Source organism: Kitasatospora sp. NPDC059648 (assembly GCF_042734825.1).
Classification (GTDB): domain Bacteria; phylum Actinomycetota; class Actinomycetes; order Streptomycetales; family Streptomycetaceae; genus Kitasatospora.
This window is the reverse complement of sequence record NZ_JBHWDU010000021.1, coordinates 86,935-113,923: the sequence shown is the minus strand read 5'-3', so window position 1 is coordinate 113,923 and position 26,989 is coordinate 86,935. Positions and strand designations below refer to the sequence as shown.

Here is a 26,989-nt window from a genome sequence, read left to right as displayed (position 1 = left end):
GGTCAACGTCACCGAGCAGGACGGGGAGAGCTATGTCGACTGGATCTGCTACTGGCCCACCGACCGGGCCGAGTTCCGCGAGTACCCGAGGCCGGCCAACGGGCGCCCCGGGTACGACGGACTGGTGCTCTACCACATCCACCGGGTGCCCCTGCGGGCGGTGCAACTGCCCGACAGGATCCGGGAGGCGATGCTCAACCTGGTACGGGCCCGCCTGCGTCCGGCTCCGCTCGGGCCCACGCCGGTACCGGAGTTGGCGGTGACGATCGAGCGCGACCGGCGGCTGTTCAGCCGCGAGGGCGAGCTGTTCCTGGCCGGGCTGGGCGCGGTCGGGCTGCTGGCCCTCGGGGTATGGGCGGCGGTGGGCACGGGGGGGGTGCCGGTTCGGGGGTTGGTCCCCTTGGGCGGCGTGGACGCCGCGGACACCGGCCGCGAGCTGTTCGTCGGGGCGGTCGCCGCGGCGGCCCGGTTGGCGGAGCAACTGTGGTCGGTGTTGCCGCAGTTGGGGTACCTGCTGCCGTCCTTCGGTTAGCGGTCGGGCGGCGCGGGCGCCGGGGTCAGTGGGGCAGTCGGTGGGCGAACACGTCCGGGGCCTCGTTGGTGTCGCCCGGGACGAGGGTGCCGTCCTCCGAGGTGAACACCACCGTGGTGCCGCGGGCGTCGACGTACGGGTCGTACGAGGCGCCGGCGGTCTGGGACCCGTCGGCCGCCAGGCTGACCCGCTCGGTGAGGCCGGTCCGCAGGTCGCGCCGGAAGACGTCGCCGGCGCCGTTGGTGTCGCCGGGCACCAGGCTGGCGGCCGTGGAGTCGAAGTACACCCAGCGGCCGTCGGCGGTCATCCGACCGTTGAGGGAGTCGCCGGTGGTCGTCGTCCCGGGCAGGCCGGCGCTGACCAGGGTCTCGGTGCCCTTCGCCAAGTCCCGGACGTACACCTCGAAGTGGTGGTCCGACCAGTTGTCGCCGTGCTGCACCCAGGCCGAGTAGACGGCGAAGCGGCCGTCCGCGCTGAGCGAGGGGTAGTCCGCTCCGCGCCAGCCTCCCTTGCCGTCCGGGCTGGCCAGGGTGGTCTCCTCGGAGCGCAGGTCGCGGACGTACAGCGGGTAGAGACGGGGCTTGAGCAGCTGCGGGTGGTCGGCGGACCCGGGCTGTTCGGCGGCGCGGGATGACCCGGGGAGCCGGAGCGAGTCGCGGACGAACTGCTCGTCGGACTCCTGGTCGGACTCAACACCGAGCCGGGTGGCGGCGTCCGGCGAGAGCGCGTCGCCGGGCTGGTCGGGGGCGATGATGTTGGTCGCCTTGGAGATGAAGGCGACGGTTCCGCCGTCGGCGCTGATCACCGGGGAGGCGGAGGAGCCGTTCGCCTCCTTGCCGTCCGCACCCGTGCTGACCAGGCGGTTCTCCCCGGTCCGAAGGTCGTGGACGTAGATGTTGGCGCCCTGCCAGGTGACCGTGCCCGGGGCCAGGTCGGAGCGGTTGGACTGGAAGGCGATGTAGCGGCCGTCCCGACTGATCGAGGGGTGGCCGGAGAACTTGTCCTTCTGCGGCTGGCCCGGTTCCTCGCCGACGGAGACCAGGGCGGTCTCGCCGGTCCGGCGGTCGTGGACGTAGACGTCGTCGTACCCGGTGTTGGCACCGGGCGCGAGGTTGGTGGCGGAGGAGCTGAAGGCGACGTAGCGGCCGTCGGCGCTGATGGCGGCCTCGAAGGAATCGCCGTCGGCCTGGGCGCCGTCCGTGCCGGTGTCGACCCGCTCGGTGCGGCCGGTTCGCAGGTCGCGGACGAAGACGTCGCTCCTGCCGTTGGTGTCACCGGGAACGAGGTTGGTGGCGGTCGAGGTGAAGACGGCGTAGCGGCCGTCGGCGCTCAGGCCGGCGGCGCGCGAGGCGCCGTCGGGCCGGGCCTGGCCGAGGCCGACGGACACCCGCTCGGTGGCGGGCGCGCGGTGAGGGCCGGGGTCGGCCTGGGCGGCCCGGGCGCCGGTCAGCGCGAGGGCGGCGGACGCGGCGAGTGCGCAGGCGGAGCGCAGCAGCTGGCGGGCCGTTCGGCGGAGCGGTGCGGTGGGGGTCGGGGTGCGATCGGTGGCTGTGCGATGGGTGGCTGTGCGATGGGTGGGTGTGGTGCGGGTCGGTGCGGTGTGTGCGTGGGTCATCGGATCCCCTCCCCTGGGAACGGCCGGGCCGCGCCGACGGTGGCGCCTGGTGGCGCCTGACGGCGTCGAGGGCCGGTGCGGGCCGGTGGCGTCGACCCCCCGGCGGCCGGCTCGTGGGTGAGCCAACCGTCGGGCGGGGCGGGTGGTCAACGGCGGTCCGTACGGAACGACGTATTCACGTCAAAGGGAGCGGGCGTGCGGGTGCGTGCCCCGTCGGACCGGATGGGTCGGCGCTTTGCTAGCATCCCTCGGAAAATGCCTGGTGAGAGGGTCGTTCGGATGGGTTCGGGCGGCCGGACGGAGACGGTGGAGGTCCGCTTCACGCCGACGGCCGAGGACTTCCGGGCGGCCTTCGCGGCCCGCGACCGGGGACCGTCGCGGGTCGGCGGGCGTGGCGCAACACCTACCTGATCGCAGGCGGTTCGGCGCTCGGCGGGGTGCTGTGCTCGTTCGAGGCGGGGACCCTGAAGCCGCAGTCGGTGCTGTTCGCCCTGATCGTGCCGGCGGTGCTCGGGGCGCCCCGGTGGCAGGTGCGGCAGGCGGTGCGGGCGGTGGCGGACCGCGGAGAGTTCCGGGTGGTGCCGGACGGCGCCGGGCTCACCGTCGCCAACGCGGAGTCCGTCACGACGCTCTCCTGGTCGGAACAGCGCTATCACCTGGAGACTCCGGAGCTGTTCCTGCTGCTGGGCGGTGACGAGGAGACCGGAGTCATGACCCTGCTGCCCAAGCGCGGTACGGACGAACCCGCCCGGCTCGGCGAGCTGACAGCCCGGCACACCTCGGCGCTTCCGGGGGGCTGAGAAAGCGGGTGGTCACGGGGTGGCCTTCGGAACGGTCGGGAGCGGGCTCCGCAGCGGTCACGGGGGGCGGGCTTCGGAGCGGTCACCGGGCGGGCTCCGGGGCAGCGTCCGGTCGGTGCTCGCGCTGGTCGTAGCGCCAGAGTGCCGGGAGGGCGGCGGCCAGGACGGTGCTGCCGCCCAGGCAGAGCAGGCCGCCGGTGCGCAGCGCGGCCCGGATGCCCTGGCGGGCGGCGAGGCCGCCGGCCCGCAGGTCGCCGAGGGCGGGCCCGGCGGAGCCGATCATCAGTTCCAGACCGGCGGCGCGACCACGGAGTTCGTCCGGAATGGACTGGTTCCAGATGGCGCCGCGGAAAGTGTCGCCGATCCAGTGCCCGCCGCCCGCGACGGCCAGGCAGAGCAGCACGGCCCACAGGCCGGGGGCGAAGGCGGCAGCCCCAGTGGCCGCGCCGACCAGGGCGGCGGAGAGCAGGACCAGCCGTCCGTGCCGGTGCACCCGCTCGGCCCAGCCCCCGGTGGCGGCCGCGACCAGGCTGCCGGCGGCGGACGCGGAGTAGAGCAGACCGAGCGCCCAGGTCGCGTCCAACTCCTCGGCCAGGAAGGGGAACAGCGCGGTGGGCAGGGCGAACGCGGTGGCCGCGAGGTCGGCCAGGTAGGTGCCCAGCAGGTCGGGCCGGCGCGCCACGTACCGGGCGCCCGCGGCGAACTCGCGCAGCGGCGGCGCCTCGGCGTCCCGCTCCGAGGGGACGGGGCGGACGCGGGCGAGCAGGGCGATCGACAGCAGGAAGGTGCCGAGGTCGACGAGGTACGCGGCCGGGACGCCGGCGGTCGCGATCAGCAGCCCGGCGGCCGCGGGTGCGGCCACCCCGCCGATGCTCCAGCGCAGCGAGAGCAGCGCTCCGGCCGCCACCAGCTGATCCGGCGGCACCAGTCGCGGGACCATCGCCTCCACGGAGGGCTGCTGGAGACCCTGGATCGCGGCGGCCAGGCCGGCGGCGAGGTAGAGCGGCCAGACGGCGGGCGTGCCGAGCAGGGCGTTGGCCAGCAGCAGGGCGCTGAGCGCGGCGAGTGCGATCTCGGCGGCCAGTGCGACGGTACGGCGGTCGGCGCGGTCGGCGAGCACCCCGCCGTAGAGGCCGAACAGGACGGTGGGCACGAGTTCGACCGCGCCGACGGCGCCCACCGCGAGCGGCGAGCCGGTGAGATCGGCGATCTGCAGCGGGATCGCGGTCATGGTGAAGACCGAGCCGAGCAGGGTGACGGTGCCGGAGGCCCAGGTGAGCCGGAAGTCCCGGGAGGAGCGCCAGGGCGTGGTGTCGGGCAGCAGGCGGAGGAGGAGGCGGGGGAGGAGGCGGGAGCGGGGTCGGGACCGGGAGCGGTCCGTTCCTGAGGTCATGACGGGGTCCTTGATCGCCGTTTCCTTATCGCTGATAAAGTCCGGGTCGGAACTTAGCGGCGATAAGGTGGCCATGCAAGCGGATTACCGGGAGGCCGAACGGATGGCGCTGCAACGCGACGAGGTGGTGCGCACCGCGCTGCGCGTGCTCAACGAGGAGGGCATCGACGGACTCAGCACCCGGCGGCTCGCCCGGGAGCTCGGCGTGCAGTCACCGGCGCTCTACTGGCACTTCAAGAACAAGCGGGAACTGCTCGACCTGATGGCCGAGGCGATGCTCGCCGAGGCCCTCCCGCCCGACCGCCAGCCGGACCCGGAGCACTGGCCCGAGTGGATCGCCGCCGACGCCCGGGCCAAGCGCACCGCCCTGCTCGCCTACCGCGACGGCGCCCGGGTGCACGCGGGCACCCTGCCCACCGAGGAAGAACTCCCGGCCGTCGAAGCCCAGTTGAGCGCACTGTGCCGGGCCGGGCTGCGCCCGCGCACCGCCCTGCGGCTGCTGTTGACCGTCGACCGGTACGTCATGGGCTGGGTCACCGAGGAGCAGGCCTGGCGGCAGGACGCCGCGGAGCGCACCCGGCCGCCGTTCCCGGACGAGGCCCTGCGCGACCTCCCGCTGCTCGGCGAGGCCGCCGACGTGCTGCGGATGACCGACCACGACGCCGACTTCGACTACGGGCTGCGGGTGCTGATCGTGGGGTTCCGGGCGGAGATCGCGCGGGAGTCGGCGGAGGGTTCGGGGTGACGGGGGATGGGCTAGCGTGTGCGCCATGGCCACCCTTGGTCCCCTTGGCTCCCTGGACCGCCTTTACCGCCTTGACCCCCGCAGGACGGCCCTGGTCCTGATCGACCTGATGGACCGGATCGTCGCCCACCAGCTCGCGCCGCACACCGGCCCGGAGGTCGTGACGGCCTCGCTGAAGCTCGCCGAGGACTTCCGGGCCGTCGGCGCGACCGTCGTCGCGGTGCGGGTCGAGCGGCCGGGCGTCACCGAACGGCCGCCCGGCAGCGAACTGCTGGCCGAGGTCGAGGCGGCGGCCGACGAGGTCGTGGTGAAGCGCACCATCGGCGCCTTCCAGGACACCGGGCTGCACGAACTGCTCCAGGCCCGGGGCGTGGAGACCCTGGTGTTCACCGGGATCGCCACCAACCTCGGCGTGGAGTCGAGCGCCCGCGCGGCCGCCGACCGCGGCTACCGGCTGGTCTTCGTCGAGGACGCGATGACCAGGCTGACCGAGGCGGAGCACCGGGCCTCGGTGGACCTCGACTTCCCGCGGCTGGGAGAGGTCGTGACGGCGGCGGACCTGCGGCTGGGTTAGCGGGGGGCCACGGGCCGCTCAGGCCGTCCGGCGCAGCGCGAGGACGTTCTCGGTGACGGTCGCGCTCTGCCCCTGGGGGCCGGTGGCGGTGCGCCGGGGAGCGTGGCAGCGCTCGGTGCGCCAGCCGTCGCCGAGCCGCAGGGAGACGAGGGCCTCCTCAGGGGTGGGGAACTCCACGTCCTGCCCGGCCTGCCAGGACCAGGGTGCCACCGAGGCGTGGTCCACCACGATCAGCAGCCCGTTCGGCGCCACCGACCGGGCGGCGCGGCGCAGGACCCGGTCGCGCGGGATCTCGACGGGCGTGTGGAAGTAGCTGGCGCTGACCAGGTCGAAACTGCCGGGAGGGAAGGACCGCGCCAGGTCGTGGCGGACGGGGTGGATCCGGGCGGACAGGCCCGCGGCCCCGGCCCGCTCCGCGACGCGGGCGAGGGCGGTGGGCGCGACGTCGACGGCGGTCACGTCCCAGCCGAGGGCGGCGAGCCGCAGTGCGTCGCCGCCGTGACCGCAGCCCAGGTCCAGCGCCGTGCCGGGGACGGGGGCGAGCGCGGCGACCAGGCCGTCCAGGACGGTGTTGGGCCGGGTGCCCCACTCGGGGTCGAGGCGGGAGTAGTGGTTCTCCCAGAAGGTCGCGGAGTCGGTGTGCATGGGGCGCCCTTTCGGGGATCCGGGGTGTCCGGAGGTGGAGGCGGTTCGCGTCGACGGCTTCGCGGGGCGGCCCCGTCGTCACGACGGTGCCCCGCTGCCACGACGGTGCCCGGTGCCCTGCGGCACTTGCAACGCTCCATGCCGTTTCGGCAACCTGAGGGCATGGGCAACGCGAAGAAGGACGTCCTGGAGGCGGTCGGCCCCCGCCTGCGCGAGCTGCGCCGCCGACGCGGGATGACGCTGGCGGAACTCGCCGAACGGACGGGGATCAACGAGAGCACCCTTTCCCGGCTGGAGGGCGGCACCCGCAAGCCCACCCTGGAACTGCTGCTGCCGCTCGCCGAGGTCCACGCCGTCCCCCTCGACGACCTCGTGGGCGCGCCCCGCACCGGGGACCCGCGCATCCACCTGCGCCCGGTGGCCCGGGACGGTATGACGTACGTGCCGCTCAGCCGCCCCGGTGGCGTCCAGGCGCACAAGCTGCTGATCCCGCCGCGGCCCGGTACCGAGCCGGAACTGAAGGCCCATGAGGGCTTCGAGTGGGTCTACGTCCTCTCCGGCCGGCTGCGCCTGCTGCTGGGCGACCAGAGTCTGGTCCTCCGGGCGGGCGAGGCCGCCGAGTTCGACACCCATGTGCCGCACTGGCTCGGGCCGGACGGTGACTGCGCCGTCGAACTCCTGATCCTCTTCGGCCACCAGGGAGAGCGGGCCCACCTCAGGGCGCGCACCGTCTGAGCGGCTGGTACCGCCTGAGCGGGCCGCACCGCTTGGAGCGGCCGCCACGCCTGGAGGGGCCGCACCGCCTGAGCGGCTGGTACCGCCAGAACCGTCTGAACCGTCAGTTCCTGGGCAGTTCCAGGGCGTCGCGCAGACGGCCGCCGGCGGCGGCGAGGAGCCGGGCGGCGGTGGGTGCGTCCACGTCGGCGAGCAGGACCAGGACGGCGTCCTTCGTACGGCCGTCGGTGGCGGTGAGGGCGCGGCGGACGGCGGCCTCGTCGGCGCCGGTGGCCTCCGCGACGATCCGTCGGGCGCGGTCGCGGAGCTTGGCGTTGGTGGCCCGCAGGTCGACCATCAGATTTCCGTACGTCCGGCCGAGGCGGACCATCACGGCCGTGGACAGCAGATTGAGCACCAGCTTCTGAGCGGTGCCCGCCTTCAGCCGGGTGGAGCCGGCCAGCACCTCAGGTCCGACCTCGACCTCGATCCCCAGCTCCGCCGCCGCCACCAGCGCCGACCCCCGGTTGCACGCCAGCCCGACGGTCAGCGCCCCGGACGCCCGCGCAGCGCGGACGGCGGCCAGCGGGTACGGGGTGCGGCCGGAGGCGGAGACGCCCACCAGGGTGTCGGCCGGGGTGAGGCCGAGCGCCGCGATATCGGCCTCGGCGAGGTCGGTGCGGTCCTCGGCGCCCTCGACGGCCTCCGTCACGGCCGTCCGGCCGCCCGCGATCAGGCCGACCACCAGGGACGGTTCGGTGCCGAAGGTCGGCGGGCACTCGGCGGCGTCCAGCACCCCGAGCCGTCCGGCCGTGCCCGCTCCGGCGTAGACCAGCCGCCCGCCGCGCGTCATCCGGGCGGCCGCGGCGTCCACCACGGTGGCGATCGCTGCCAGCTCCCCGGCGACGGCGGCCGGGACGGTGCTGTCCTCGGCGTTCATCAGGCGGAGCAGGTCGAGCGTGGGCAGCCGGTCGATCCCGGCCCAGTCGGCGCGGACCGTCTCGGTGGTGGGTACGGCGTCCTGGGTCATCGCGGCCTCGGGGTGTCCAGGGGGCCAATGGCTGTTCCCTGTGATCCTACGGGCGCTGCCGGTCCTGCGGGGGCTGTGCCGGTCCTACGGGCCCTGCCGGTCTTGCGGGGGCTGCCTGTTCGTTCGTCAGGCCATCCAGAAGAAGACCGCCGTCATCCGACGGTCCGCCAGGTCGGCGCCGTAGTAGTTGGTGGCGCTGTGGATCAGGTTGGCGTGGTAGAGGAGCAGTTGGTTGTAGCGGTTGGGGACGCGGACGTCCTCGGTGAAGTGGTCGGCGGGGACGTGGCGGGTGCCTAGGGCCTCGACCAGGTTGTTGTGCGGGGCGTTGACCAGGTTGCCGCCGAGGCGGCCGCCGGGGAACTGCTGCCGGTAGAAGCTGGTGCCGGCGTCCTTGGGGGCGCCCGGGCTCAGGTAGAGCACGGCGGCGTAGCGGCAGAGCGCGCGGGAGTCGGTGTGGGGACGCGACTCCGACTCGCCGGCGCCCACGACCTGGACGCAGTTGTGGTTGAGGGTGCCGCCGCCCGGGGTGCTCTGCACCCAGAGCCGGGAGGCGCCGGTGGCCTTGCGGACCCGGGCCTCGACCCGCGCCAGTTCGTCCGGCTCCAGGCCGGGCATGGTGCGCAGGCCGGGCCACGTCTCCGGGCGGTGCGGGTAGCCCTCGGTCCAGTCGCCGCGAGCCAGGACGCGCTCGCGGACCGCATCCGGGTCGGGCAGGACGTTGTCCAGGACCCAGTAGTCCCGCCCGCGAGTGGGCTTGCGGTAGGGCAGGACCGGCAGTGCGGTTGGCCTGATGGGCTGTGAGGGCATGGGCCGACCATAGGGGCGTCCCGCGTCAACGATCTGCCGTGAACAGGTCAACCTTTCGTCAAGGGAAGCGCAAGCGGAGGGGGTTCCGACGGCCCTTCACCGGCGGATGCGGAGGAAGGCCGCCGTCAGGACCAGGAGGGTGAGTGCCAACAGGATGCCCGCCTCGACGAGTTGGACCGGGACGAGGTGCGCGGAGAGGTGGTGCTGAAGCCAGGTGCCGGTGGCCCCGTCGCACCGGTGGGTGCCGATGCACGTGTCGGAGCCGATGCGGCTGCCGTCCGGCATGATGGCTTCGCGGTTGATCGGCCACGCGTTGGTGGGCTGCGCGGTGTTCAGGGGCGCCGTCTCGTCGACGGTGGGGTTGAGAGCCGGGCGGGCCCAGCGGATCGGGCCGTGGGTGATCATGACGGGCGGCCGTGCGGGCCGATGCGTGGGTGTCTGGCGGGTCGGCCGGGTCGGTCGGTCGGGTCGGTCGGTCAGATCTTGCGGACGGCGTAGGAGCCGAGTGCGCCCTCCAGTCGGTCGAAGGCCTGGGCGGCGGAGGGGCGGACGGCGGTGGCGATGGCGGCCTGCTCCTCGCCGGCCAGGGTGCGGCGGAAGACCTCGGAGAGCACCGCCCGGTCGACGGCGGCGAGCAGGGCGGCGGCGACCCGGCTCTCGAAGTCGACGCCCCGGGGCTCGTCGGGATCCGTGTGCACGGCCTCGGCCAGCGCCTCGGCGAGTGCGGCCTCGCTCTGCTCGTTCAGCTCGCGCAGCCGGGCGCCGAGGGCAGGGCTCTCGGCGATGGTGCGGGCGAAGTCGGGGCCGGAGAAGCCGAGTCTCGGATCGCGCCGGTCCAGGCCGGCCAGGCAGTCGCGGCGCAGCGCGGCGAGGGCGGACTCGCCGGGGGCGCGCTCGGCGACGGCGTGGGGGAGCCGGCCGACGATCTCCTCGTGCAGGTCGAAGAAGAGGTCCTCCTTGCGCGGGAAGTGGTTGGTGACGGTCATCTTGGCGACCCCGGCGGCGGCCGCCACCTCGGCGATGGTCGTGCGGTCGAAGCCGCGCTCGATGAAGAGCCTGGTCGCGGCGTGCGAGATCGCCTCGCGGGTGCGGCGCTTGTTGAGCTCGCGCAGGTTCGGGGTGGTGCCGGTGCCGGTCATGGCCCGAGCCTAGCGCAGTCCGCTGGGTCCAGCACAGAAATTAGGCTTGACCCAATCATTGTGTCCGTCCTAAATTCTCTCCGGGTGGTCGGAGCGACCGCCGGAGGAACGACCCTGGGGAGGGCGCATTGGCGCCCCAGGCGCTCGGTACGGCGGTCACCTCGCTGCTGTCCGGCCGAATAGCCGACCGCTTCGCGCCGCGCCCGCTGATCCTGATCGGCATCGGCTGCTCCCTGCTCGGCATGCTCGTCTTCACCCGGCTCGGTGACGGGTCCGGCCCGGCCGACTGGCTGGTCGTCGGTTCCCTGGCCCTGCGCGGGGTGGGCATGGGGATCACCGTGATCCCCGGGATGGCGGCGGTGTACGGGAGCGTGGAGAAGGCCCAGGTGCCTGCGGCCGCAGGCGTGGTCAATGTGCTCAACCGGCTCGGCGGGGCGCTCGGCACGGCGGTGCTGACGCTGGTCCTCCAGCGGGTTCAGGCGGGGCACCCGGGGCACCCGGGGGCGGCTTTCGCCATGACCTTCTGGTGGGTGCTGGCCCTGTCGGTGCTCTCGATCGCACCGGCCCTGCTCTACCCGGGCTCCGCCCGTACGACAGACTGACCGGCCGCCCGTCCTTGACCACCCATCATGTCCGCTCGACCGTCTCGACCCTGTTCGAGCTTGGAGGTACCCATGTTCACCAAGCACCCCGGCGGCCTGCGACTGCTCACCGTGCACGCCCACCCCGACGACGAATCCAGCAAGGGTGCGGGCACCCTCGCCCGGTACGCGGCCGAGGGCGTGGACGTCCTGGTCGCGACCTGCACCGGTGGCGAGCGCGGTTCGGTGCTCAACCCGGCGCTGGACCGGCCCGAGGTACGGGCCGACCTCACCCGGATCCGGCGGCAGGAGATGGACGCCGCACGTGAAATCCTCGGTGTGCGCCAGCAGTTCCTCGGCTTCGTCGACTCCGGGATGCCGGGCCCGGACGAGCCGCTGCCGGAAGGCTGCTTCGCCGCCCAGCCGTTGGAGGTCGCGGCGGCACCGCTGGTCGCGCTGATCCGGGAGTTCCGTCCGCACGTCGTGATCACCTACGACGAGACGGGCGGGTATCCGCACCCGGACCACGTGATGACCCACAAGGTCGCCGTCGAGGCCTTCGATGCGGCTGCCGATCCGAAGCGCTACCCCGAGGCGGGCGAGGCCTGGCAGGTGGCGAAGCTCTACTACCACCTGGCGCTCTCCCGGGCCTGGTTCCAGACGCTGCACGACGCCATGACGGAGCGCGGAATCGCTTCGGAGATGGGCGAACTGCTCGCCGGCTGGCCGGACACCCCGCCCGCCCTCGTGACCACCACCCGGATCGAGTGTGCCGACCAGTTCGCCGTACGGGACGCGGCGATGCTGGCTCACGCCACCCAGGTCCAGCCCGGCGTCGCGTTCATGGCGCACCCACGGGAGATCGAGCGCGAGGTCTGGCCGACCGAGGACTACCACCTGGTGCGGAGCCTCGTGTCCGGTCCCGGCAGCGCGGCGGAGGCGAGAGGGTCGGTCGGGTCGGCCGACGCGGTCGAGAACGATCTGTTCGCGGGGGTGAGGGCTGTGCAAGGGGCTTGAGCAAGCCGTTCGAACACGGCACATGACCGAGGTGAAGCCCGGAACGGTGGTGTTCGAGGGGGAGGCCGGGGACCACCTGTTCAACCCCATGAACACCGTTCACGGCGGGTACCTGGCCACCCTGCTCGACTCGGCGCTCGGCTGCGCCATGCTGAGCAAGCTGCCGGCCAGGGTCGATACACCATCACCCAGCTGAACGTCCAGATGCTGCGCCCGCTCTTCGCCGACTCGGAGCCGCTGCGCCGCGAGGCTGTGGAGCTGTGCACCGGGGCCGGACGATGGCGACCGCCGAGGCCAGGGTGGTGGGCGCGGAGAGCGGCAGGCTCTATGCGCACGCCACCACCGCCTGCGCGATCCTGGCGCCCCGGCCCGCGGCCTGACCCCACGGTCCCCGAGGCCGGTGGACGCACCTGCCGCAGGTGCTGCGGCCGTTCATGCTGCGGCGGCGCCCGCGGCAGCCGAGCCCGACTCGCACACTCCCAGAACCGGGGGAGGGGGCGCTCAGAGCGCCGCCAGCACCCCGCAGAGCGCAAGGAGGCCGCAGATCCCGAAGTTGACCAACTTGTGCGAGAGGAAGATCGCCGCGAACTCGCGGATGGTCGCGCTCGGCCAGTAGTAGCGGGCGGTGGGTGAGCCGAAGACGTGCCCGTTGACGCCGGTCTTGCGGGCGGTCAGCGCGGCTCGGAAGGCGTGGAAGTTGTTGGTCACCACGACGCAGCGGTAGTCGGGCTTGGCCCGCTCCATGATGGCCCTGCTGAAGAGCAGGTTCTCCTCAGTGGTGCGCGAGCGGTCCTCGCGCTCGATGTGCTCGGTCGGGAAGCCGCACTCGATCAGGTAGTCGGCCATGGCGTCGGCCTCCGGCAGCTTCTCGTCCGGACCCTGGCCGCCCGAGGTGATCAGCACCGGAGGGTTGCCGCGGGCGGCCTGCTGCTCGTACACCTCGCGGCCCCGGTTGAGCCGGCTGGCCAGCAGCGGCGGGACGCGCTCGCCACCGATCAGGCCGGAGCCGAGCACTACCACGAAGTCCACGTCCCCGCGCGGCCGGTGGCGGCCGTACAGGAACGCGTAGCCGACGAAGCAGACGAACAGGAAGGAGATGTACCCGACCACCAGCACGGCGGTGCCGGCCAGGATGCCGAGCCGCGGTGAGCGGGTGGCGATGGCGGCGAAGAGCAGCGCGATGACGGCGACGATGCCCAGCCCGGCGAGCAGGGAGAGCAGGTTGGCCGGGCGCCTCCCCTCCTTGCGGATCATGGTCACGCCGTTGGCGAGCAGGAACCAGACCAGGGCCACCGTTCCGGCGGTCGGCAGGAGGATGATCGCCACCGCCGCGAGCTCCGCCACCAGCGTGGGCGCCCTGCGGAGTTCGGTGAGCAGGGCGAGGGCGAGGAGCGAGACGGCGATGCCGAGCAGGACGGCGTTGCTGAACCGGCGGCGGTCGCGCAGTACCCCGATCCCGCACAGCAGGAAGAACAGGGCGGCTGGGGCATAAGCGAGCATGAGTCGTATCGTAGGGGGAAATGGACTTCTAGATCATCTGTACGAACGGCCCGTTGGTGCCAGGGGCGTTCACCCTCGGGCGAACCGTTCGACGGCGGCGCGGAGCGCCTCCGTCATCCGCGGACTTCCGGTGTGCCCGGCCTCGTCGATCACCGTCAGCCGGGCGTCCGGCCAGGCACTGGCCAGTTCCCAGGCCGTGCGGAGCGGCCCGCCGAGGTCGAGTCGGCCGTGTATCAGTTCGCCGGGGATGCCGGCCAGTCGCCCGGCGTCGCGGAGCAGTTGGCCGTCCGCCAGGAAGGCCCGATGCGAGAAGTAGTGAGCCGTGATCCGGGTGAAGGCCATCAAGGCGTCGGAGGGGCGGTCGGAGTAGGCGTTCGGCTTGCCCAGCACCTCGTGCGAGATGACCGCGTCCTCCCAGGTGGACCAGGACCGGGCGGCGGCCCGACGAACGTCCTCCTCCGGGCTGTCGAACTGCCGGCTGTAGGCGGCGAGCAGGTCGAAAACGTCACCGTCCCGGTCTGCGGCTGGCAGGAAGTCGCGGAACTCCTCCCAGGGCCCGGGCAGGAAGCGGCCGACGCCCCGGTAGAGCCATTCGATCTCCTCCGGGCGCGTCATGGTCACCCCGCAGATCACGATCCCGGAGACCCGCTGCGGGTGGGCCTGCGCGTACGCCAGGATCAGTGTGGATCCCCAGGAGCCGCCGTACATCAGCCACTTGTCGATGCCCAGGTGCTCGCGCAGCCGCTCCAGGTCGGCGACCAGGTGGGCGGTGGTGTTGTGCTCCAGCCCGGTCGACGGGTCGGCGGCGTGCGGCAGGCTGCGCCCGCAGCCGCGCTGGTCGTACTGGACGACGCGGTAGCGCCGCGGGTCGAAGTACCGTCGGGAGCCCGGGTTGTGGCCCGAGCCGGGGCCGCCGTGCACCACCACGGCAGGCATTCCGGCCGGGTGGCCGGAGGTGTTCCAGTGGATCCGCTGCCCGTCGCCGACGTCCAACAGGCCCTGCGCGTACGGCTCGTTGTGGTGGTACAGCTCGGACATCGGTGACTCCTCCGTGGACGTTCGGACGGGCCGCCGGGTGAGCCTACCCGCCCTCGGGCCCGCGCGGCCGCCGGTTGTTGAGCAGAGCCCGATGTCCAGCCCGAAGGCGGTGCCGAAGGAGGCGTAGAGGACGCAGAGGAACAGCCAGAAGCCCAGCGCACCCGTGACGCCGGCGGTGATCCGGCCGAGCCGGCTGCGCTGCTCCTTCGGTCGGCGCCGGTGGCGGAGGCCGTGGGCCAGCCCGAGCAGACCGAGTGCGGCGAGCCCGTAGGCGCCGACCGGGCTGGCCCGGTGGAGCACCCGGGCGAGCAGGAAGGCCGCCGCGAGTGAACCCGTGGTGAGGACGATCGGCAGGGCGCCGCCGACGAGTTCGAGGACCAGCTCGCCCAGGCAGCCCGTCGACTCGCGGGCGACGCCGGTGAACAGCCCGACCTGGCCGCCGGGCACGGGTGTCGGGTCCCCCGGCTGCTGCCCGGCCGGCTCCTGCGTCGTTCGTTCCCCGTCCACGCCCACCATCCTTTTGCCAATGCTTTGGCTCCCCTTTGCCTGTGGCGATCCTGGCCGATCGCCGTGGTGACGTCGCAGGTCAGCGACGTTCCGGCGGCAGCAGGGCAGTCAGGCCGTCGAGGACTCGGTTGAGGCAGAAGTCGAAGCGGGCGTCCATGTCCGGCCCGGTGAGGTGGTCGGCCAGGTGCGGGAGGTCGGGGTACTGGTCCGTGGGCAGGCCGCGGAAGAGGAGCGCAGCCGAGCCGAGCGGGGTCGAGCCGCGTCGGGTCGAGCCGAGCAGGACGGCCGGGCGGCGTGGGTACGACGGCCTCAGCGGATCCCCTCCACTGCCGCCTGCGCCGCCCGGGCCAGCTCACGGCGGGCCCCCGCCCGGGCGGGCTGCGGCCCGGGCGGCGGGATCGGCGGCAGGAAGGTGACGTCCGCGACCAGACCGCGCACCGCGACCACCCTGGCGAGCGAGGTGAGCAGCCCGTCGTCGCCGATGAAGGCGGGCGCGCTGGTCGGCCGTCCGTCCGCCAGCCGGTAGCGGATCGTCACCGGCTGGACGTAGGCACCCGCCTCCACCGCCGCCTGGAACAGGGCGGGCCGGAACCGTCCGCTCTCCCGCCCGCACCAGGTCGACCCCTCCGGGAAGACGATCACCGGGTGTCCGGAGCGCAGCACCTCGGTGACCGCCGCGACGGTGTCCGGGAGCGTGCGCAGCCGATCGCGGTCCAGGAACACGGTGCCGCCCCAGGCGACGAGCGGTCCGAGCACCGGCCACTTGCGGACCTCGGTCTTGGCCAGCGCGCGCCCAGGCCGCCCGGCGGCGAGCAACGGGATGTCCAGCCAGGACACGTGGTTGGCCACCACGAGCGCCCCGTCGGCGCCGGCCGCCCCGCCGCCGACCGCAGCGCCGGCCGCCCCGCCGCCGCCCGTGCTGTCCGCTCCGGCCGTCCCGGGCGCTCCGGGTGTCCCGAGGTGGACGGTCACCCCGAGGGTACGCAGCAGCACCCGGGCCCAGAGCCGGATCAGCCGGTCCCGGGCGCCGTACGGCAGCAGCCGCACCGGCAGGCTGAGCAGTACGCCCGCGAGCACCGCGACCAGGCAGGCACTCAGCCGCAGCGCCCTCCGGGGGTGCGAGACCTCCGGCGCGCGCTCGCCCAGGCAGGTTTCCGGCCGGCAGGGCGCGGTCGGGAGCCAGACGCTCATGACGAGGCGCCCAGCGCGGGTGCTCCGGACAGGAAGTGCCGCAGGTAGCGCGGGTCGGTGCGCTCCAGCGACAGCAGCACGTACAGGTCGGCGCAGTCGAAGTCGGGGTCGTAGGCGGGCTCTCCGCAGACCCAGGCGCCGAGCCGAAGGTAGCCGCGGAGCAGGGCGGGCAGGGCGCCGCGGTTGGCGCGTGGCACGCCCGTGGCGTCCCAGCGGCGGTGCGGGGTGACCCGGTACCGCTCGGGGGCCAGGTACTTGGCGCTGACGGTGTCCCAGACGCGGGCGGCGGTGGCGCCGCCGTCCTCCAGCCCGATCGAGCAGCAGCCGCCGACCCAGGTGTTGCCGGTGTCGGCGAGGTAGCGGGCGATGCCGCCCCACATCAGGTTGATGACCGCGCCGTTGCCCCGGTGGTCGGGGTGGATGCAGGAGCGGCCCAGCTCGACCAGGCCGGGCCGGGCCGGCGCCAGCGCGGAGAGGTCGAACTCGCCGTCGGAGTAGAGCCTTCCGGCCCGGCGGGCGGCCTCGGGACGCAGCAGCCGGTAGGTGCCGACGACGGCGCCGTCCTCGCCCTCGCGGACCAGCAGGTGGTCGCAGTACTCGTCGAAGGGGTCGATGTCGAGTCCGGCGACCGGGCTGTGGAGGTCGGCGCCGAGTTCGGCGGCGAAGACCTGGTGGCGCAGCCGCTGGGCGGCGCGCACGTCGTCCTCGTCGCGGGCGAGGGACACGGTGTAGGCGGCGGCCGGGGCCGGCTGGTGGCGAGGGGCGGGGATCGCCGGGGCGTTGTGGGTGGGGGCGACTGCGGACGGAGCGTACGTGGGGGCGGTGGTCATGGCGGACCCTCCAGGGCAGCACGATCGGCGGTGCCGTGGATCGCCAGGGCACCGTCCGGCCCGCAGGTGTTGGGCATGGACGCGAACCGGTCCCCGTATGTGTCTCCAAGCCGGTTGGCATTCACGTTGCGGCCCGGCGGAGCGCAGATGTGCACCTGTTGAATGGGACCCTTCGCAGTCTGCCGGTCATCTGCCCGGCACCGGGCGGTCGTTCGACCGGGGTGGACAACGGGGGCGCGCATCTGCCTCGCGCACCCCCGCGGTCGCAGCTCCGCCGTCACGCCCCGGCGATCGCAGCTCTGCCGTCACGCCCCGGCGATCGCAGCTCTGCCGTCACGCCCCGGCGATCGCAGCTGTGCCGTCACGCCCCGGCGATCGCAGCTCTGCCGTCACGCCCCGGCGATCGCAGCTCCGCCGTCACATCCGGGCGTCACGTCTCCGCCACTGCTCAGAACGCCCGCCAGCCCTGCGGGTCGACGCCCCCGGGAACGGCGGTGGCCGGTCCGTACGGCTCACGGGTGTAGACGAAGGAGCCGACGTCCAGGTGGCTGACCGTCCCGTCGGGCTGCCGGACCACCCGCAGGGTCTCGCCCGCGTAGTAGTTGTCCAGGCCGAGCCAGCTGCCGTCCGGCTGGGGCCGGAAGCGCGAGCCCCGGCGGCCGCCCACGAGCTCGGTGAGTTCCAGGACGCCCTCGGCCCGCAGCCGCAGGACGTTGGGCGTGGCGCCCCAGTACCAGGGCCCGGTGAGCGCCAGCAGTTCCTCGTCCACCTCGGGCAGCGGGCGCCAGGGCGCGGGCAGCCGGGGCTCGTGGGCGGCCGTGATGCCGATCAACTGGGCCGCCAGCAGTGCGGTGCCGGCGCCGCTGGTGGCGTTGGACAGGGCGAACGCGGCCAGCCCGTCGTCCGTGCTGACCCACAGCCCGGCCGTGAAGCCGGGCATCGAGCCGGAGTGTCCGTACAGCAACCGGCCCTCGTGGCGGCGCAGTTGCAGACCGAGGCCGTAGCCGGAGGTCCACTCGGCGTCATCCGGGCCGACGGCGGGGCGGCGCATCTCGGCGAGGGTGTCGGCCGCGAGCACCTTGTCGTCGCCGGCGGCGAGGAAGGCGGCCCAGCGGGCCAGGTCGGCGCCGGTGGACCAGAGCTGGCCGGCCGGGCCCATCAGGCCGGTGTCGGTGAGCGGTTCGGGCAGCATGACGTCGGCCCACGGGTGGACGGCGAAGCCCCCGGCGTGCGGGTGCTCGGGCAGCAGGGTGGTGCGGTCCATGCCGAGCGGGGCCAGCACCTCGCGGCGCAGCGCCTCGCCCCAGGGTTCGCCGCGCAGCTCCTCGACCAGGGCGCCGAGCAGTGCGTAGCCGGGGTTGGAGTAGTGGTGGCGGCGCCCGGCCGGGTGCTTGAACGGGCTCTCCTCCTCCAGCAGGTCGGCGAGTTCGGGCCGCACGGCGCCGTCCGTCCGCTCCCACCAGGGCTCGGGCGTCTCGGCGGCGAGCCCGCCGGAGTGGGCGAGCAGCTGGGCGACGGTGACATCGTCGGCCGGGGTGCCGGGCAGGTGGCGGCCCAGCGGATCGGCGAGGTCGAGCAGACCCTCGTCGCGCAGCCGGAGCACCAGCACCGCGACGAAGGTCTTGGTGAGCGAGCCGATCCGGTACTGGACGTCCGCGTCCGGCGCGTGGCCGTCGACCATGCTGCGGGCGCCGCTCCACACCAGCCGGCCGTCCCGCACCACCCCGGCCACCAGGGAGGGGGTGCGGCCCTCGGCCTGGGCGACGGCCACGCGGTGCAGCAGGGCGCGGCGGGTGGTGGGCAGCAACTGGTCGGGCTGGTCGGTCATCCGACCGTCTGGGCTCATCGGCATGGACGGACAGTAGCCCAGTCGCGCCCCGGACCGGAGTGAATGAGGCCGTCGGCCCAGCCCGCCAGCCCGCCAGCCCCCAGCCCGACAGCCCGTGGTCCCGCCGGCCCGTGGTCCCGTCAGCCGGGCAGCGGCGGCAGCTCCGGCCGCTCCAGCCACGCCTCGAACAGCGGGCCGAGCGGGACGGCGGTGTACCGGGAGGCGTGCGCGAGCAGGTCGGAGGTGGCGACCACACCGTGCCGGTTGACCTCCGTCCAGTCCCGCAGCACCGCGAAGAACGCGTCCTCACCGAGCGCCAGCCGCAGCGCGTGCACCGCCAGGCCGCCGCGCTGGTACAGCCGGTCGTCGAACATCAGCCTGCGGCCCGGGTCGCCGAGCCGGAGGTCCTGTGGCAGCCCGGCCAGCAGCCGGTGCGCGGCGGCGGCGTGCACGGCCGCGCCCGGGCCCCCCGCGTGCTCGGACCAGAGCCACTCCGCGTACTTGGCGAAGCCCTCGTTGAGCCAGATGTGCCGCCAGTCGGCGATCGAGACGCTGTTGCCGAACCATTGGTGGGCCAGCTCGTGGGCGATCAGCCGCTCGCGCTCCCAGCCGCCGCCGAGGTGGTTGGTGCCGAAGGTGGCCACGCCCTGCGCCTCCACCGGGACGTCCAGCTCCTCGTCCGCGACCACCACCGCGTACTCGCCGAACGGATAGGGCCCGAAGACGTCGGTGAAGTACGCCATCATCTCCGGCTGCCGGGCGAAGTCCCGGGCGAAGGCCTCGGCCAGCCGCTGCGGCACGTACCCGGTCTGCGGCACGAAACCGGCCCGGGGGGTGTCGGGGCGGGCGGTCAGCGGCACCGGCCGGTAGTGCCCGATGGAGACCGTCACCAGGTACGGCGAGGTCGGCGCGCTCTGCTCGTACACCCAGGTGGTGCTGGAGGCGCGGGTGGTCCGGGTGAGCAGCCGCCCGCCGGACAGCACCGTGAACGGGGACGGCGTGGTCACCGCCACCTGGTACGTCGCCTTGTCCGCGGGCCGGTCGTTGCAGGGGAACCAGGACGGCGCGCCGACCGGCTGACTGGCCACCAGCGCGCCCTCGGTCAGCTCCTCCCAGCCCAGCCCTCCCCACGGGCTGCGCACCGGCCTGGGGTTGCCGGTGTAGTGCACCTCGACGGTGAAGGCCGCACCCGCCGCGAGCGCCTTCGCCGGGCGGACCCGCAGTTTGCCGCCGCGGTGGGTGTAGCGGGCCGCCTTGCCGTCGACCAGCACCCGCCCGATCCGGAACTCGGAGAGGTCGAGCGCGAACTCGGCCAGTGCCGCGTTCGCCACGGCGCTCAGCCGGGCCGAGGCGGCCAGCCGGTTGGGCCCGGGCCGGTAATCCAGGGCGAGTTCGTAGCGGTGCACCCGGTAGCGGTGGTCGCCGCTGTTCGGGAAGTAGGGGTCCGGACCGCCGGCGGCCGGCGGGGTGTGGTGGGGCTTCACGGGGCGGGTGCTTCCTGGGGGCCGGGACGGGTGGGGTCATGGGCGGGTGGGCGGTCGTACCCGGACGGGTGGACGGGCCCGGACGAGTGGTCGCGCCCGGGCCGGTGGTCGTGCCCGGGCCGGTGGTCGTGCCCGGGCGGTCGGTGCTGCCGGGGCGGTCGGTCGGAGGGTGGTCACGACGTGGTCTGCCAGGCCTCGATGGGGTTGCCCAGCCACCGCGTGTCCGCGGGGACGGACTCGGCGCGCATCACCAGCGAGGCCGGTCCCAGCGTGCTGCGCGCGCCCACCGTGCTGCCGGGCAGCACGATCCCGCCCGGGCCCAGGGTGGCGCCCTCGCGGAGGACCACAGTATCCATCCGCATGATCCGGTCGTGGAAGAGGTGCGTCTGCACAACGCAGCCCCGGTTGACGCTCACTCCGTCGCCGAGGGTGACCAGGTCCGCCTCCGGCAGCCAGTAGCTCTCGCACCACACGCCGTGCCCGACCTTGGCACCGAGCGCCCGCAGCCACAGGTTCAGCACCGGGGTGCCCGGCACCGCGCCGACCAGCCAGGGCACCGCCAGCACCTCCACGAAGGTGTCGGCGAGCTCGTTGCGCCACACGAAACCGCTCCAGAGCGGGTGTTCCACCGCCCGGAAACGCCCGACCAGCAGCCACTTCGCGGCCACCGCGACCAGGCAGGCCACGCCACCCGCCGCCAGCAGCACCGGTCCGGAGAACAGCGCGGCGAGCAGGGGGGACCCAGCGGCCAGCCAGGACAGCGCCGCCCCCGTCGCCAGGCCCAGCGCCCCCGAGGCGAGCACCGGCACCAGCCGGCCCAGCTCGACCAGTCCGCGCGCCCACCGCAGTCGGGCCGGCGGCTCGTAGGTCAGGCTCCGGTCCGCCCGGTCCGCCGCGCGGGGCAGCCGCACCGGCGGCATGCCCAGGTACGATCCGCCCTTCTTCGCCTTCGCCGGCGTCGCCGAGAGCACGCCCACCAGACCCCGCTTGGGCACCGAACGGCCCGGCGCGGTCATCCCCGAGTTGCCGAGGAACGCCCGGTCGCCGACCTTCGCCTCGCCCAGGCGCATCCAGCCGCCGCCCAGTTCGTACGGCGCGATCAGGGTGTCGTCGGCGAGGAACGCGCCGTCCCCGACGGTGGTCAGGCTGGGCAGCGCCAGCACCGTGGACACCTCGGCGCCCCGGCCGACCCGCATCCCCAGCGCCCGCAGCCACAGCGGGGTGACCAGCCCGGCGTACAGCGGGAACAGCACCTCGCGGGCCCGGTCCATCAGCTGGCTGACCGTCCACGCCTGCCAGCTGACCCGGCCGTGCAGCGGGTGCACGCCCGGCACCAGACCGGTGCTCAGCAGCCGGACCAGCACCATCAGCTGCGCCGCGTACAGCGCGCCGTACGCCAGGGTGGCGGGCACCAGTCCGAGCAGGGCGCCGCCGAGAGCCGGACCGAGGTCCGCGCCCCGGTCGACGAAGCGGGAGAGCACGGCGAGGGCGGCCGCGGCGGGCAGCACCGGGAGCAGGCCGAGCAGGGTGTCGCCGGCGCCGTACAGCGCGGCCCAGGCGGGCCGGCGGGCCGGTGGCTCCGCCGGCCAGGACCACTCGGCCCGGCCCAGCTTGACGGCGGGCGCGCCGCCCCAGCGCTGGCCGGTCGGCACCTGGCCCGTGACGCTGGAGCCGGGCAGCACCTGGGCGCGCTTGCCGACCCGGGCGTCGGGCAGCAGCGTCGAACGAGTGCCCACCACCGCGTCGGAACCGACCTTGATCTGGCCGACCTCCAGCCGGTCGCCGTCCAGCCAGTAGCCGGACAGGTCGACCTCGGCCTCGACGGCGCAGCCCCGGCCCAGCTTGAGCATCCCGGTGACCGGCGGAAGCGAGTGCAGGTCCACCTCGCGGGCGATCTTCGCGCCCAGCACCCGGGCGTAGGGGACCAGCCAGGCGCCGGACAGCCCGGTCGCGCCGCTCAGCTCGACGAGCCGCTCGGCCGTCCACAGCCGTAGGTGCACGGCGCCGCCGCGCGGGTAGCTGCCCGGGCGCAGCCCGCGCAGCAGCAGCCGGGCGCCACCGGCGCCGATCGCGAGCCGGCCCGGCGAGCTGTACAGCGCGAGCGCGCCCGCGCCGACCGCCCACCAGGAGGCGGTGGGAGCCCACGGGTAGTCACCGAAGTGGGATAGCAGGTTCCCGGCGGCCAGCAGCGCGACCGTCCAGCGCAGGCCGACGACGGTGAACAGCGGCACCAGCAGGACCAGTTGGAGCAGTTTGGCCCGGGTCGGCACCAGGGTGACGGTACGGGCCTCGCCGCCCTCGGCGGCGCCGCGCTCCAGGTGGCGGGCGAGCTTGCGCAGCGTCGGGTGCTGGTAGACGTCCAGCACGGCGGCGGCCGGGTAGCGGGCGCGCAGCAGGGTGGTCAGCCGGGCGGCGGCCAGGCTGCTGCCGCCGATCGCGAAGAAGTCGTCGCGCGCGCCGCTCACCTGCACCCCGAGGATCTCGGCCCACTGCTCGGCGAGCCAGGCCTCGGTGCCGTACAGCTGCTCGCCCGGCCCGGCGGCCTCGAACTCGGGCAGTGGCCAGGGCAGGGCGTTGCGGTCGACCTTGCCGGAGGTGCGGGTGGGCAGGGTCTCGACCGGGGCGAGCAGCGGCACCAGGGCGGCCGGCAGCTCGGCGCGCAGCCGCTCGACGGCCTGAACGCGGTCGAAGCCGTCCTGCACCACCAGGTAGCCGACCAGCAGCTGGTTGCCGCCGCGCGCGGTCCGTACGGCGGCGGCCGCGCCCACGACGCCCGGCAGGGCCTGCAGGGCGGCGTCCACCTCGCCGAGTTCGATCCGGCGGCCGCCGAGCTTGACCTGTTCGTCGGTGCGGCCGAGGAACAGCAGGCCGGCCGGGTCGGCCTGGACCAGGTCGCCGCTGCGGTAGGCGCGCTCCCAGCCCAGCGAGGGCAGCGGCGCGTACTTCTCGGCGTCCTTCTCCGGATCCAGGTAGCGGGCCAGGCCGACCCCGCCGATCACCAGCTGCCCGGTGCCGCCGGGGGCGACCGGCCGGCCGGCCTCGTCCACCACGGCGAGGTCCCAGCCGTCCAGCGGCAGGCCGATCCGGACCGGGCCCTCGCCGGTCAGCAGGGCGGCGCAGGCCACCACGGTGGCCTCGGTCGGGCCGTAGGTGTTCCACACCTCGCGGCCCTCGGTGACCAGGCGCTGCACCAGCTCGGGCGGGCAGGCCTCGCCGCCGAAGATCAGCAGCCGGACCTCGTTCAGCGCCTCGGCCGGCCACAGCGCGGCCAGGGTCGGGACGGTGGAGACCACGGTGATCTCCTGCTCGGCCAGCCAGGGGCCGAGGTCGGCGCCGCTGCGCACCTGGGAACGGGGGACGGGCACCAGGCAGGCGCCGTGCCGCCAGGCCAGCCACATCTCCTCGCAGGAGGCGTCGAAGGCGACGGACAGTCCGGCCATCACCCGGTCGCCGGGGCCGATCGGCTCCTCCTGGAGGAAGAGCGCGGCCTCGGCGTCGACGAAGGCGGCGGCGTTGCGGTGGGTGACGGCGACGCCCTTGGGCTTGCCGGTAGAGCCGGAGGTGAAGATGATCCAGGCGTCGTCGGCCGGGGTGGGGCGGCGCATGCTCGCGGCCGGGCGCGCGGAGGTGGCGCTCAGGGCACGCCCGGCGCCGAGCACGGCGGCGACGGCGGCCTCGCCGAAGACCAGCTGGGCCCGCTCGTCCGGGTCCTCGGCGTCCACCGGGACGTAGGCGGCGCCGGAGGCGAGCACGGAGAGGATCGAGACGTACAGGTCGTTGGTGCCGGAGGGCACCCGGACGCCGACCCGGTCGCCCGGGCCGATCCCGGCGGCGGCCAGCCGGCGGCGCAGCTGCTCGACCTCGGCGGCCAGGGCGCGGTAGCTGAGCACGGTGCGGCCGTCGTCCAGGGCCGGTTCGTCGGGGTGGGCGCGCACGGTGGCGTCCAGCACGTCGACCAGGGTGCGGGGGGCGGCGGCCGGGCGGCCGGGGAACAGGGCCCGCGCGGTCCGGGCGGTCCTCGGGGGTGCTGGCCGGTCCGGGGAGGCGGGTTCCTGGTAGGCCTGCTCCGGGCTGGACCGTTCCGGCGCGGCCTGGTCCGGCGCGGGCCGCAGCGGCGTGGCGTACTGCTTCGGGTGGCTCGGTCCAGCTGTCATGGCAGCCCGTGCGCTCCTCGTCCTCGCCCCGTTCCGACCGATGTCCGGCCCTTGGGGCGGTGGGAGCACTCGCCTGACGGGTGACCCCACTCCGGGGCCGGAGCGGACAACCCGACCGATGGTAGCCCCGGCTTTCCGGGTCGGCAGGAGCTGAAACTCGGCCCAACTGGCGCCGGATTGACCGGATCTGATGCATCGTCAGTCCACAACTTATGCTTCTGGGCCCCGATGTGACGATGTCTCAGTCGAATTGACGGTACGTCAGCTCAGGAAACCGATCGTGATCCATGCCACAGGAAATGCTGCTCCCTTCGGGTGACGGGCCGGGCGGGCCAGGGGGTTCGGCGGTGTTCTCCCCTGTCCGCCCGGCCCGCGGCGCTGCGCCGGATCGAGCTTCTAGGCGGCCCGGGGAGCGATCCGGGGCGGGGTCCAGTCGGCGTGCTTCAGGACGGTCCGCATCATCGCGCCGGGCGGGGTGAGGCGGATCGCGGCGTTGCGCAGGCCGACCGCCAGAGGGTTGGCCAGCTGCTGGCCCATCCGGCCGGCCCGGCGGGCGTCGCGGGCCACGGTCTGGCTGCGCGGACGGCGGGCGGCGTCGTAGCCGGCGAGTGCGGCCTCGACCGTCGGGCTCCCGGCGACCGCCGCCGCGAGGGTCGCGGCGTCCTCCAGGGCCTGGCAGGCGCCCTGGCCGAGGTGGGGCGTCATGGCGTGGGCCGCGTCGCCGAGCAGGGCGATCCGGCCCGAGACGTACGAGGGGAGAGGGGTGACCAACTCGTTGACGTCGTGGTGCAGCACTGCCTCCGGGCTGGTCGCGGCCAGCAGTGCCGGGATCGGGTCGTGCCAGCGCGCGAAGCGGCGGCGGACCTCGCTCAGTGGGTCCCGGTAGCGCACCCCGGCCGGGGAGTTGAGTACGGCGTGCCACTCGGCCCGGCCGTCCGGGAAGGCGATGTGACCGAACTCGGCGCCGTGGCCCCAGGTCAGCTCGAAGTCGGCGGTCAGCCCGTCGACCGGGCGCTCGGTGATCGCCCGCAGCACCGTCGAGCCGCTGTAGACCGGCCCGGGGTGGGCGGGGAAGAGGCGGCGCCGGATCCGGCTGTTGACGCCGTCGGCCGCGACGACGAGATCGGCCTCCAGGGTCGTGCCGTCGTAGCCGACCGCGACCCGGGCGGGGTCGGTGGTGTCGATCTCCGTCGCCTCGGCGCCGATCACCAGGGACTCGGCGGGCAGTGCCTCGCGCAGGATGCGGTGCAGGTCGGCCCGGGGGATGCCGACGATCGGCGCCCCCAGCTCGCGCTCCAGCGCCCTGCCGTCCATCAGGGCGAGCCGGCGGCCGTCCGGTGTCCGCGTCCCGCCGGTGTACTGACGCCGCGACGCCGCCTCGACGGCGTCGCCCACCCCGAGGATCCCGAGCGACCGCATGCCGTTGGCGTGGAGCGAGATCCCGGCTCCGGCGTCGTCCAGTACGGCCGCCCGCTCGATCACGGTGACGTCCCACCCTGCCAGCCGGAGCCCGATCGCCGTCGCCAATCCGCCGATGCCGCCCCCGACCACCACCGCGCTGTTGTCGCTCATGCCCGGTCCTTCCCCTGTTGCCGTGCTGCCTTCTACAGCTGTAGAAGGAGCGTACTACGGGCATGCGGGGGCGACCGGAGGGGAGGGGCGGGCTCCCGGCGCCGCGGGGGTGGCTGCTCCGGCGGCGGCCGGATGCGCGGGATGGAAGCCCGGCCCGGTAGAAAGGGGGGATGCGGCGAGACCAGGACCAGAAGCAGGGCGGCACGGAAGGGGCGGGGAAGCCGGACCGGCGGACCGTGCTGGCGGATGCCGCGATCGGCGTACTGGCGGACGCGGGCGTCCGGGGGCTGACCCATCGGGCGGTCGATGCGGCGGCCGGGCTGCCGGTCGGCACCACCTCGGCCTACCTGCGCACCAGGCAGGCGCTGCTGACCGCACTGGTGCGGCGCCTGGTCGAGCTGGACCAGGGGGAGCTGCAGGCGATGGGGGAGCGGGTGGTGATCCGCTCGGCGGACGAACTGGTCGACGGCATCGCCGAGTTGATGCGGCACCGGTTGACCGGCGAGGGGCGGCGGCGGTCGCTGGCGCGGTACGCCTGTGCGGTGGAGAGCGTCCGTGACCCCGAGTTGCGGGAGATCCTCGTACCGCGCGAGAACGCCGGCCGGGCCGTCGTCCGGACCTTCCTCGCCGGCCAAGGGGTCGCCGACCCGGACGGGCGGACCACCACGCTCCTCGCCTGCATCGACGGACTGGTCTTCGACCGTCTGGTCGGCGGGGGAGAGACCGGAGTCGACGAACTCCAGGGCCTGGTGGCAGCTGCCCTGCGCGGCGCGACCGGGGTTCGGGGCTCCGGCCGTGGTCGCCGTCATGGCGCTGCGGTTGAGTCAGCGGATCACGCCTGACGGGCTCACCTGCTGCATGCGGGGCGGCCTGCGGGCGGCCCGCCGCCACTGGCAGACCTTCGTTCGTCGACACGACTCACGATGATCGACCACGGTCGGAGTCCATCGGGGAGCGGATGGAGCGCCTCGCCCCGGTGGAGGAGCGCCGCTTCGAGCGGATCAAGGACCTGGTCGGCCCGCCGACCCTGAACGCCGTCTACCGGGTCGTCGCCGAGGACCACCTGTCGCAGCCGATCGCCGAATTGCGGTCGCCCCCGGGCCGTGGGCACCGCCGGAGCCCACGGCCCCGGCCGATGCCCGGCCGTTCCACAACCCCGGTGGCTGAACCTCCGTCGGGTCAATTAACCGTCAAGTCGGCTCATTCACAGAATGTTCCGACCGGCTACGGCACGGAACTCGAAAGATTTCCGCTGCTTCGAGGTCTTCACACGGAGTTCTCAGACTGACAGGC

Annotated in this window: 25 protein-coding genes; 10 read left to right on the top strand and 15 right to left on the bottom strand. The window is 74.2% G+C overall.

The window, feature by feature from the left end:
- Positions 1–532, top strand: a 532-nt coding sequence (locus ACFV1W_RS15940) for a hypothetical protein (RefSeq protein WP_380416886.1), incomplete at its 5' end; no start/stop codon positions are given.
- 25 nt (positions 533–557) lie between these two features.
- On the opposite strand, the gene ACFV1W_RS15935 is transcribed toward ACFV1W_RS15940, so the two are convergent.
- Positions 558–2,147: a TolB family protein gene (locus tag ACFV1W_RS15935; RefSeq protein WP_380416884.1), complete on the bottom strand. Its 1,590-nt coding sequence runs from the start codon at positions 2,145–2,147 to the stop codon at positions 558–560.
- A gap of 437 nt (positions 2,148–2,584) precedes the next feature.
- On the opposite strand from ACFV1W_RS15935, the gene ACFV1W_RS15930 reads away from it, so the two are divergent.
- Positions 2,585–2,947: a hypothetical protein gene (locus ACFV1W_RS15930; protein WP_380416882.1), complete on the top strand. Its 363-nt coding sequence runs from the start codon at positions 2,585–2,587 to the stop codon at positions 2,945–2,947.
- 82 nt (positions 2,948–3,029) lie between these two features.
- Here the strand turns inward: ACFV1W_RS15930 and ACFV1W_RS15925 are convergent, their stop codons facing one another.
- On the bottom strand, positions 3,030–4,340 hold the full coding sequence (locus ACFV1W_RS15925; RefSeq protein WP_380416880.1) for an MFS transporter: 1,311 nt from the start codon (positions 4,338–4,340) through the stop codon (positions 3,030–3,032).
- A gap of 73 nt (positions 4,341–4,413) precedes the next feature.
- Here ACFV1W_RS15925 and ACFV1W_RS15920 point away from each other — a divergent pair, with 73 nt between their 5' ends.
- Both ACFV1W_RS15920 and ACFV1W_RS15915 read left to right on the top strand, forming a co-directional pair.
- Entirely contained in the window at positions 4,414–5,085 is a 672-nt protein-coding gene (locus ACFV1W_RS15920; protein WP_380416878.1) for a TetR/AcrR family transcriptional regulator C-terminal domain-containing protein, read from the top strand.
- Between the two features lie 25 nt (positions 5,086–5,110).
- Positions 5,111–5,659, top strand: a complete 549-nt coding sequence (locus ACFV1W_RS15915; protein ID WP_380416876.1) for an isochorismatase family protein — start codon at positions 5,111–5,113, stop codon at positions 5,657–5,659.
- 18 nt (positions 5,660–5,677) lie between these two features.
- Here ACFV1W_RS15915 and ACFV1W_RS15910 read toward each other — a convergent pair whose 3' ends face one another.
- A complete protein-coding gene (locus ACFV1W_RS15910; RefSeq protein ID WP_380416875.1) occupies positions 5,678–6,304 on the bottom strand; it encodes a class I SAM-dependent methyltransferase in 627 nt (208 codons plus the stop codon).
- A gap of 162 nt (positions 6,305–6,466) precedes the next feature.
- On the opposite strand from ACFV1W_RS15910, the gene ACFV1W_RS15905 reads away from it, so the two are divergent.
- Positions 6,467–7,039, top strand: coding sequence for a helix-turn-helix domain-containing protein (locus ACFV1W_RS15905; protein WP_380416873.1), 573 nt, complete (start codon positions 6,467–6,469; stop codon positions 7,037–7,039).
- A gap of 103 nt (positions 7,040–7,142) precedes the next feature.
- On the opposite strand, the gene murQ is transcribed toward ACFV1W_RS15905, so the two are convergent.
- The 4 genes from murQ to ACFV1W_RS15885 form a co-directional block, all read right to left on the bottom strand.
- A complete protein-coding gene (murQ, locus tag ACFV1W_RS15900) occupies positions 7,143–8,048 on the bottom strand; it encodes an N-acetylmuramic acid 6-phosphate etherase (RefSeq protein WP_380416872.1) in 906 nt (301 codons plus the stop codon).
- A gap of 126 nt (positions 8,049–8,174) precedes the next feature.
- Entirely contained in the window at positions 8,175–8,855 is a 681-nt protein-coding gene (locus tag ACFV1W_RS15895) for a DUF6445 family protein (protein ID WP_380416871.1), read from the bottom strand.
- Positions 8,856–8,951: 96 nt separating this feature from the next.
- Positions 8,952–9,260 (bottom strand): hypothetical protein, encoded by a 309-nt coding sequence (locus tag ACFV1W_RS15890; RefSeq protein WP_380416870.1) that lies wholly within the window; start codon positions 9,258–9,260, stop codon positions 8,952–8,954.
- 71 nt (positions 9,261–9,331) lie between these two features.
- Entirely contained in the window at positions 9,332–9,994 is a 663-nt protein-coding gene (locus ACFV1W_RS15885) for a TetR/AcrR family transcriptional regulator (protein ID WP_380416868.1), read from the bottom strand.
- A 128-nt stretch (positions 9,995–10,122) separates the two neighbouring features.
- Between ACFV1W_RS15885 and ACFV1W_RS15880 the strand changes: the two genes are divergently transcribed.
- The 3 genes from ACFV1W_RS15880 (at position 10,123) to ACFV1W_RS15870 (ending at position 11,788) form a co-directional block, all read left to right on the top strand.
- The gene (locus ACFV1W_RS15880; protein ID WP_380416865.1) at positions 10,123–10,596 is read left to right on the top strand and encodes an MFS transporter; all 474 of its coding nucleotides are present in this window, start codon (positions 10,123–10,125) and stop codon (positions 10,594–10,596) included.
- A gap of 72 nt (positions 10,597–10,668) precedes the next feature.
- On the top strand, positions 10,669–11,592 hold the full coding sequence (gene mca / locus ACFV1W_RS15875; RefSeq protein ID WP_380416864.1) for a mycothiol conjugate amidase Mca: 924 nt from the start codon (positions 10,669–10,671) through the stop codon (positions 11,590–11,592).
- Positions 11,593–11,614: 22 nt separating this feature from the next.
- On the top strand, positions 11,615–11,788 hold the full coding sequence (locus tag ACFV1W_RS15870) for a PaaI family thioesterase (protein WP_380416863.1): 174 nt from the start codon (positions 11,615–11,617) through the stop codon (positions 11,786–11,788).
- Between the two features lie 305 nt (positions 11,789–12,093).
- On the opposite strand, the gene ACFV1W_RS15865 is transcribed toward ACFV1W_RS15870, so the two are convergent.
- The 8 genes from ACFV1W_RS15865 to ACFV1W_RS15830 form a co-directional block, all read right to left on the bottom strand.
- Positions 12,094–13,092, bottom strand: a complete 999-nt coding sequence (locus ACFV1W_RS15865; protein ID WP_380416860.1) for a YdcF family protein — start codon at positions 13,090–13,092, stop codon at positions 12,094–12,096.
- Between the two features lie 69 nt (positions 13,093–13,161).
- Complete coding sequence (gene pip / locus ACFV1W_RS15860) at positions 13,162–14,130, bottom strand: prolyl aminopeptidase (protein ID WP_380416895.1); 969 nt, start codon at positions 14,128–14,130, stop codon at positions 13,162–13,164.
- Between the two features lie 816 nt (positions 14,131–14,946).
- On the bottom strand, positions 14,947–15,828 hold the full coding sequence (locus tag ACFV1W_RS15855; RefSeq protein WP_380416859.1) for a lysophospholipid acyltransferase family protein: 882 nt from the start codon (positions 15,826–15,828) through the stop codon (positions 14,947–14,949).
- Positions 15,825–16,658 (bottom strand): GNAT family N-acetyltransferase, encoded by an 834-nt coding sequence (locus ACFV1W_RS15850; protein WP_380416857.1) that lies wholly within the window; start codon positions 16,656–16,658, stop codon positions 15,825–15,827. Before ACFV1W_RS15850 ends, ACFV1W_RS15855 begins: the two co-directional genes overlap by 4 nt.
- A 448-nt stretch (positions 16,659–17,106) precedes the next feature.
- Complete coding sequence (locus ACFV1W_RS15845; RefSeq protein ID WP_380416893.1) at positions 17,107–18,486, bottom strand: serine hydrolase domain-containing protein; 1,380 nt, start codon at positions 18,484–18,486, stop codon at positions 17,107–17,109.
- A gap of 140 nt (positions 18,487–18,626) precedes the next feature.
- Positions 18,627–19,970 carry a M1 family metallopeptidase gene (locus ACFV1W_RS15840; protein ID WP_380416855.1) on the bottom strand — a complete coding sequence of 448 codons (1,344 nt, stop codon included), beginning with the start codon at positions 19,968–19,970 and terminating at the stop codon, positions 18,627–18,629.
- A 173-nt stretch (positions 19,971–20,143) separates the two neighbouring features.
- Positions 20,144–24,124, bottom strand: a complete 3,981-nt coding sequence (locus ACFV1W_RS15835; RefSeq protein WP_380416853.1) for a Pls/PosA family non-ribosomal peptide synthetase — start codon at positions 24,122–24,124, stop codon at positions 20,144–20,146.
- A gap of 396 nt (positions 24,125–24,520) precedes the next feature.
- Positions 24,521–25,696, bottom strand: a complete 1,176-nt coding sequence (locus ACFV1W_RS15830; RefSeq protein ID WP_380416851.1) for an FAD-dependent monooxygenase — start codon at positions 25,694–25,696, stop codon at positions 24,521–24,523.
- 170 nt (positions 25,697–25,866) lie between these two features.
- Between ACFV1W_RS15830 and ACFV1W_RS15825 the strand changes: the two genes are divergently transcribed.
- Both ACFV1W_RS15825 and ACFV1W_RS15820 read left to right on the top strand, forming a co-directional pair.
- Complete coding sequence (locus ACFV1W_RS15825; protein ID WP_380416849.1) at positions 25,867–26,538, top strand: TetR/AcrR family transcriptional regulator; 672 nt, start codon at positions 25,867–25,869, stop codon at positions 26,536–26,538.
- Positions 26,539–26,654: 116 nt separating this feature from the next.
- The gene (locus ACFV1W_RS15820) at positions 26,655–26,984 is read left to right on the top strand and encodes a hypothetical protein (RefSeq protein WP_380416847.1); all 330 of its coding nucleotides are present in this window, start codon (positions 26,655–26,657) and stop codon (positions 26,982–26,984) included.
- Positions 26,985–26,989: the final 5 nt, after the last annotated feature.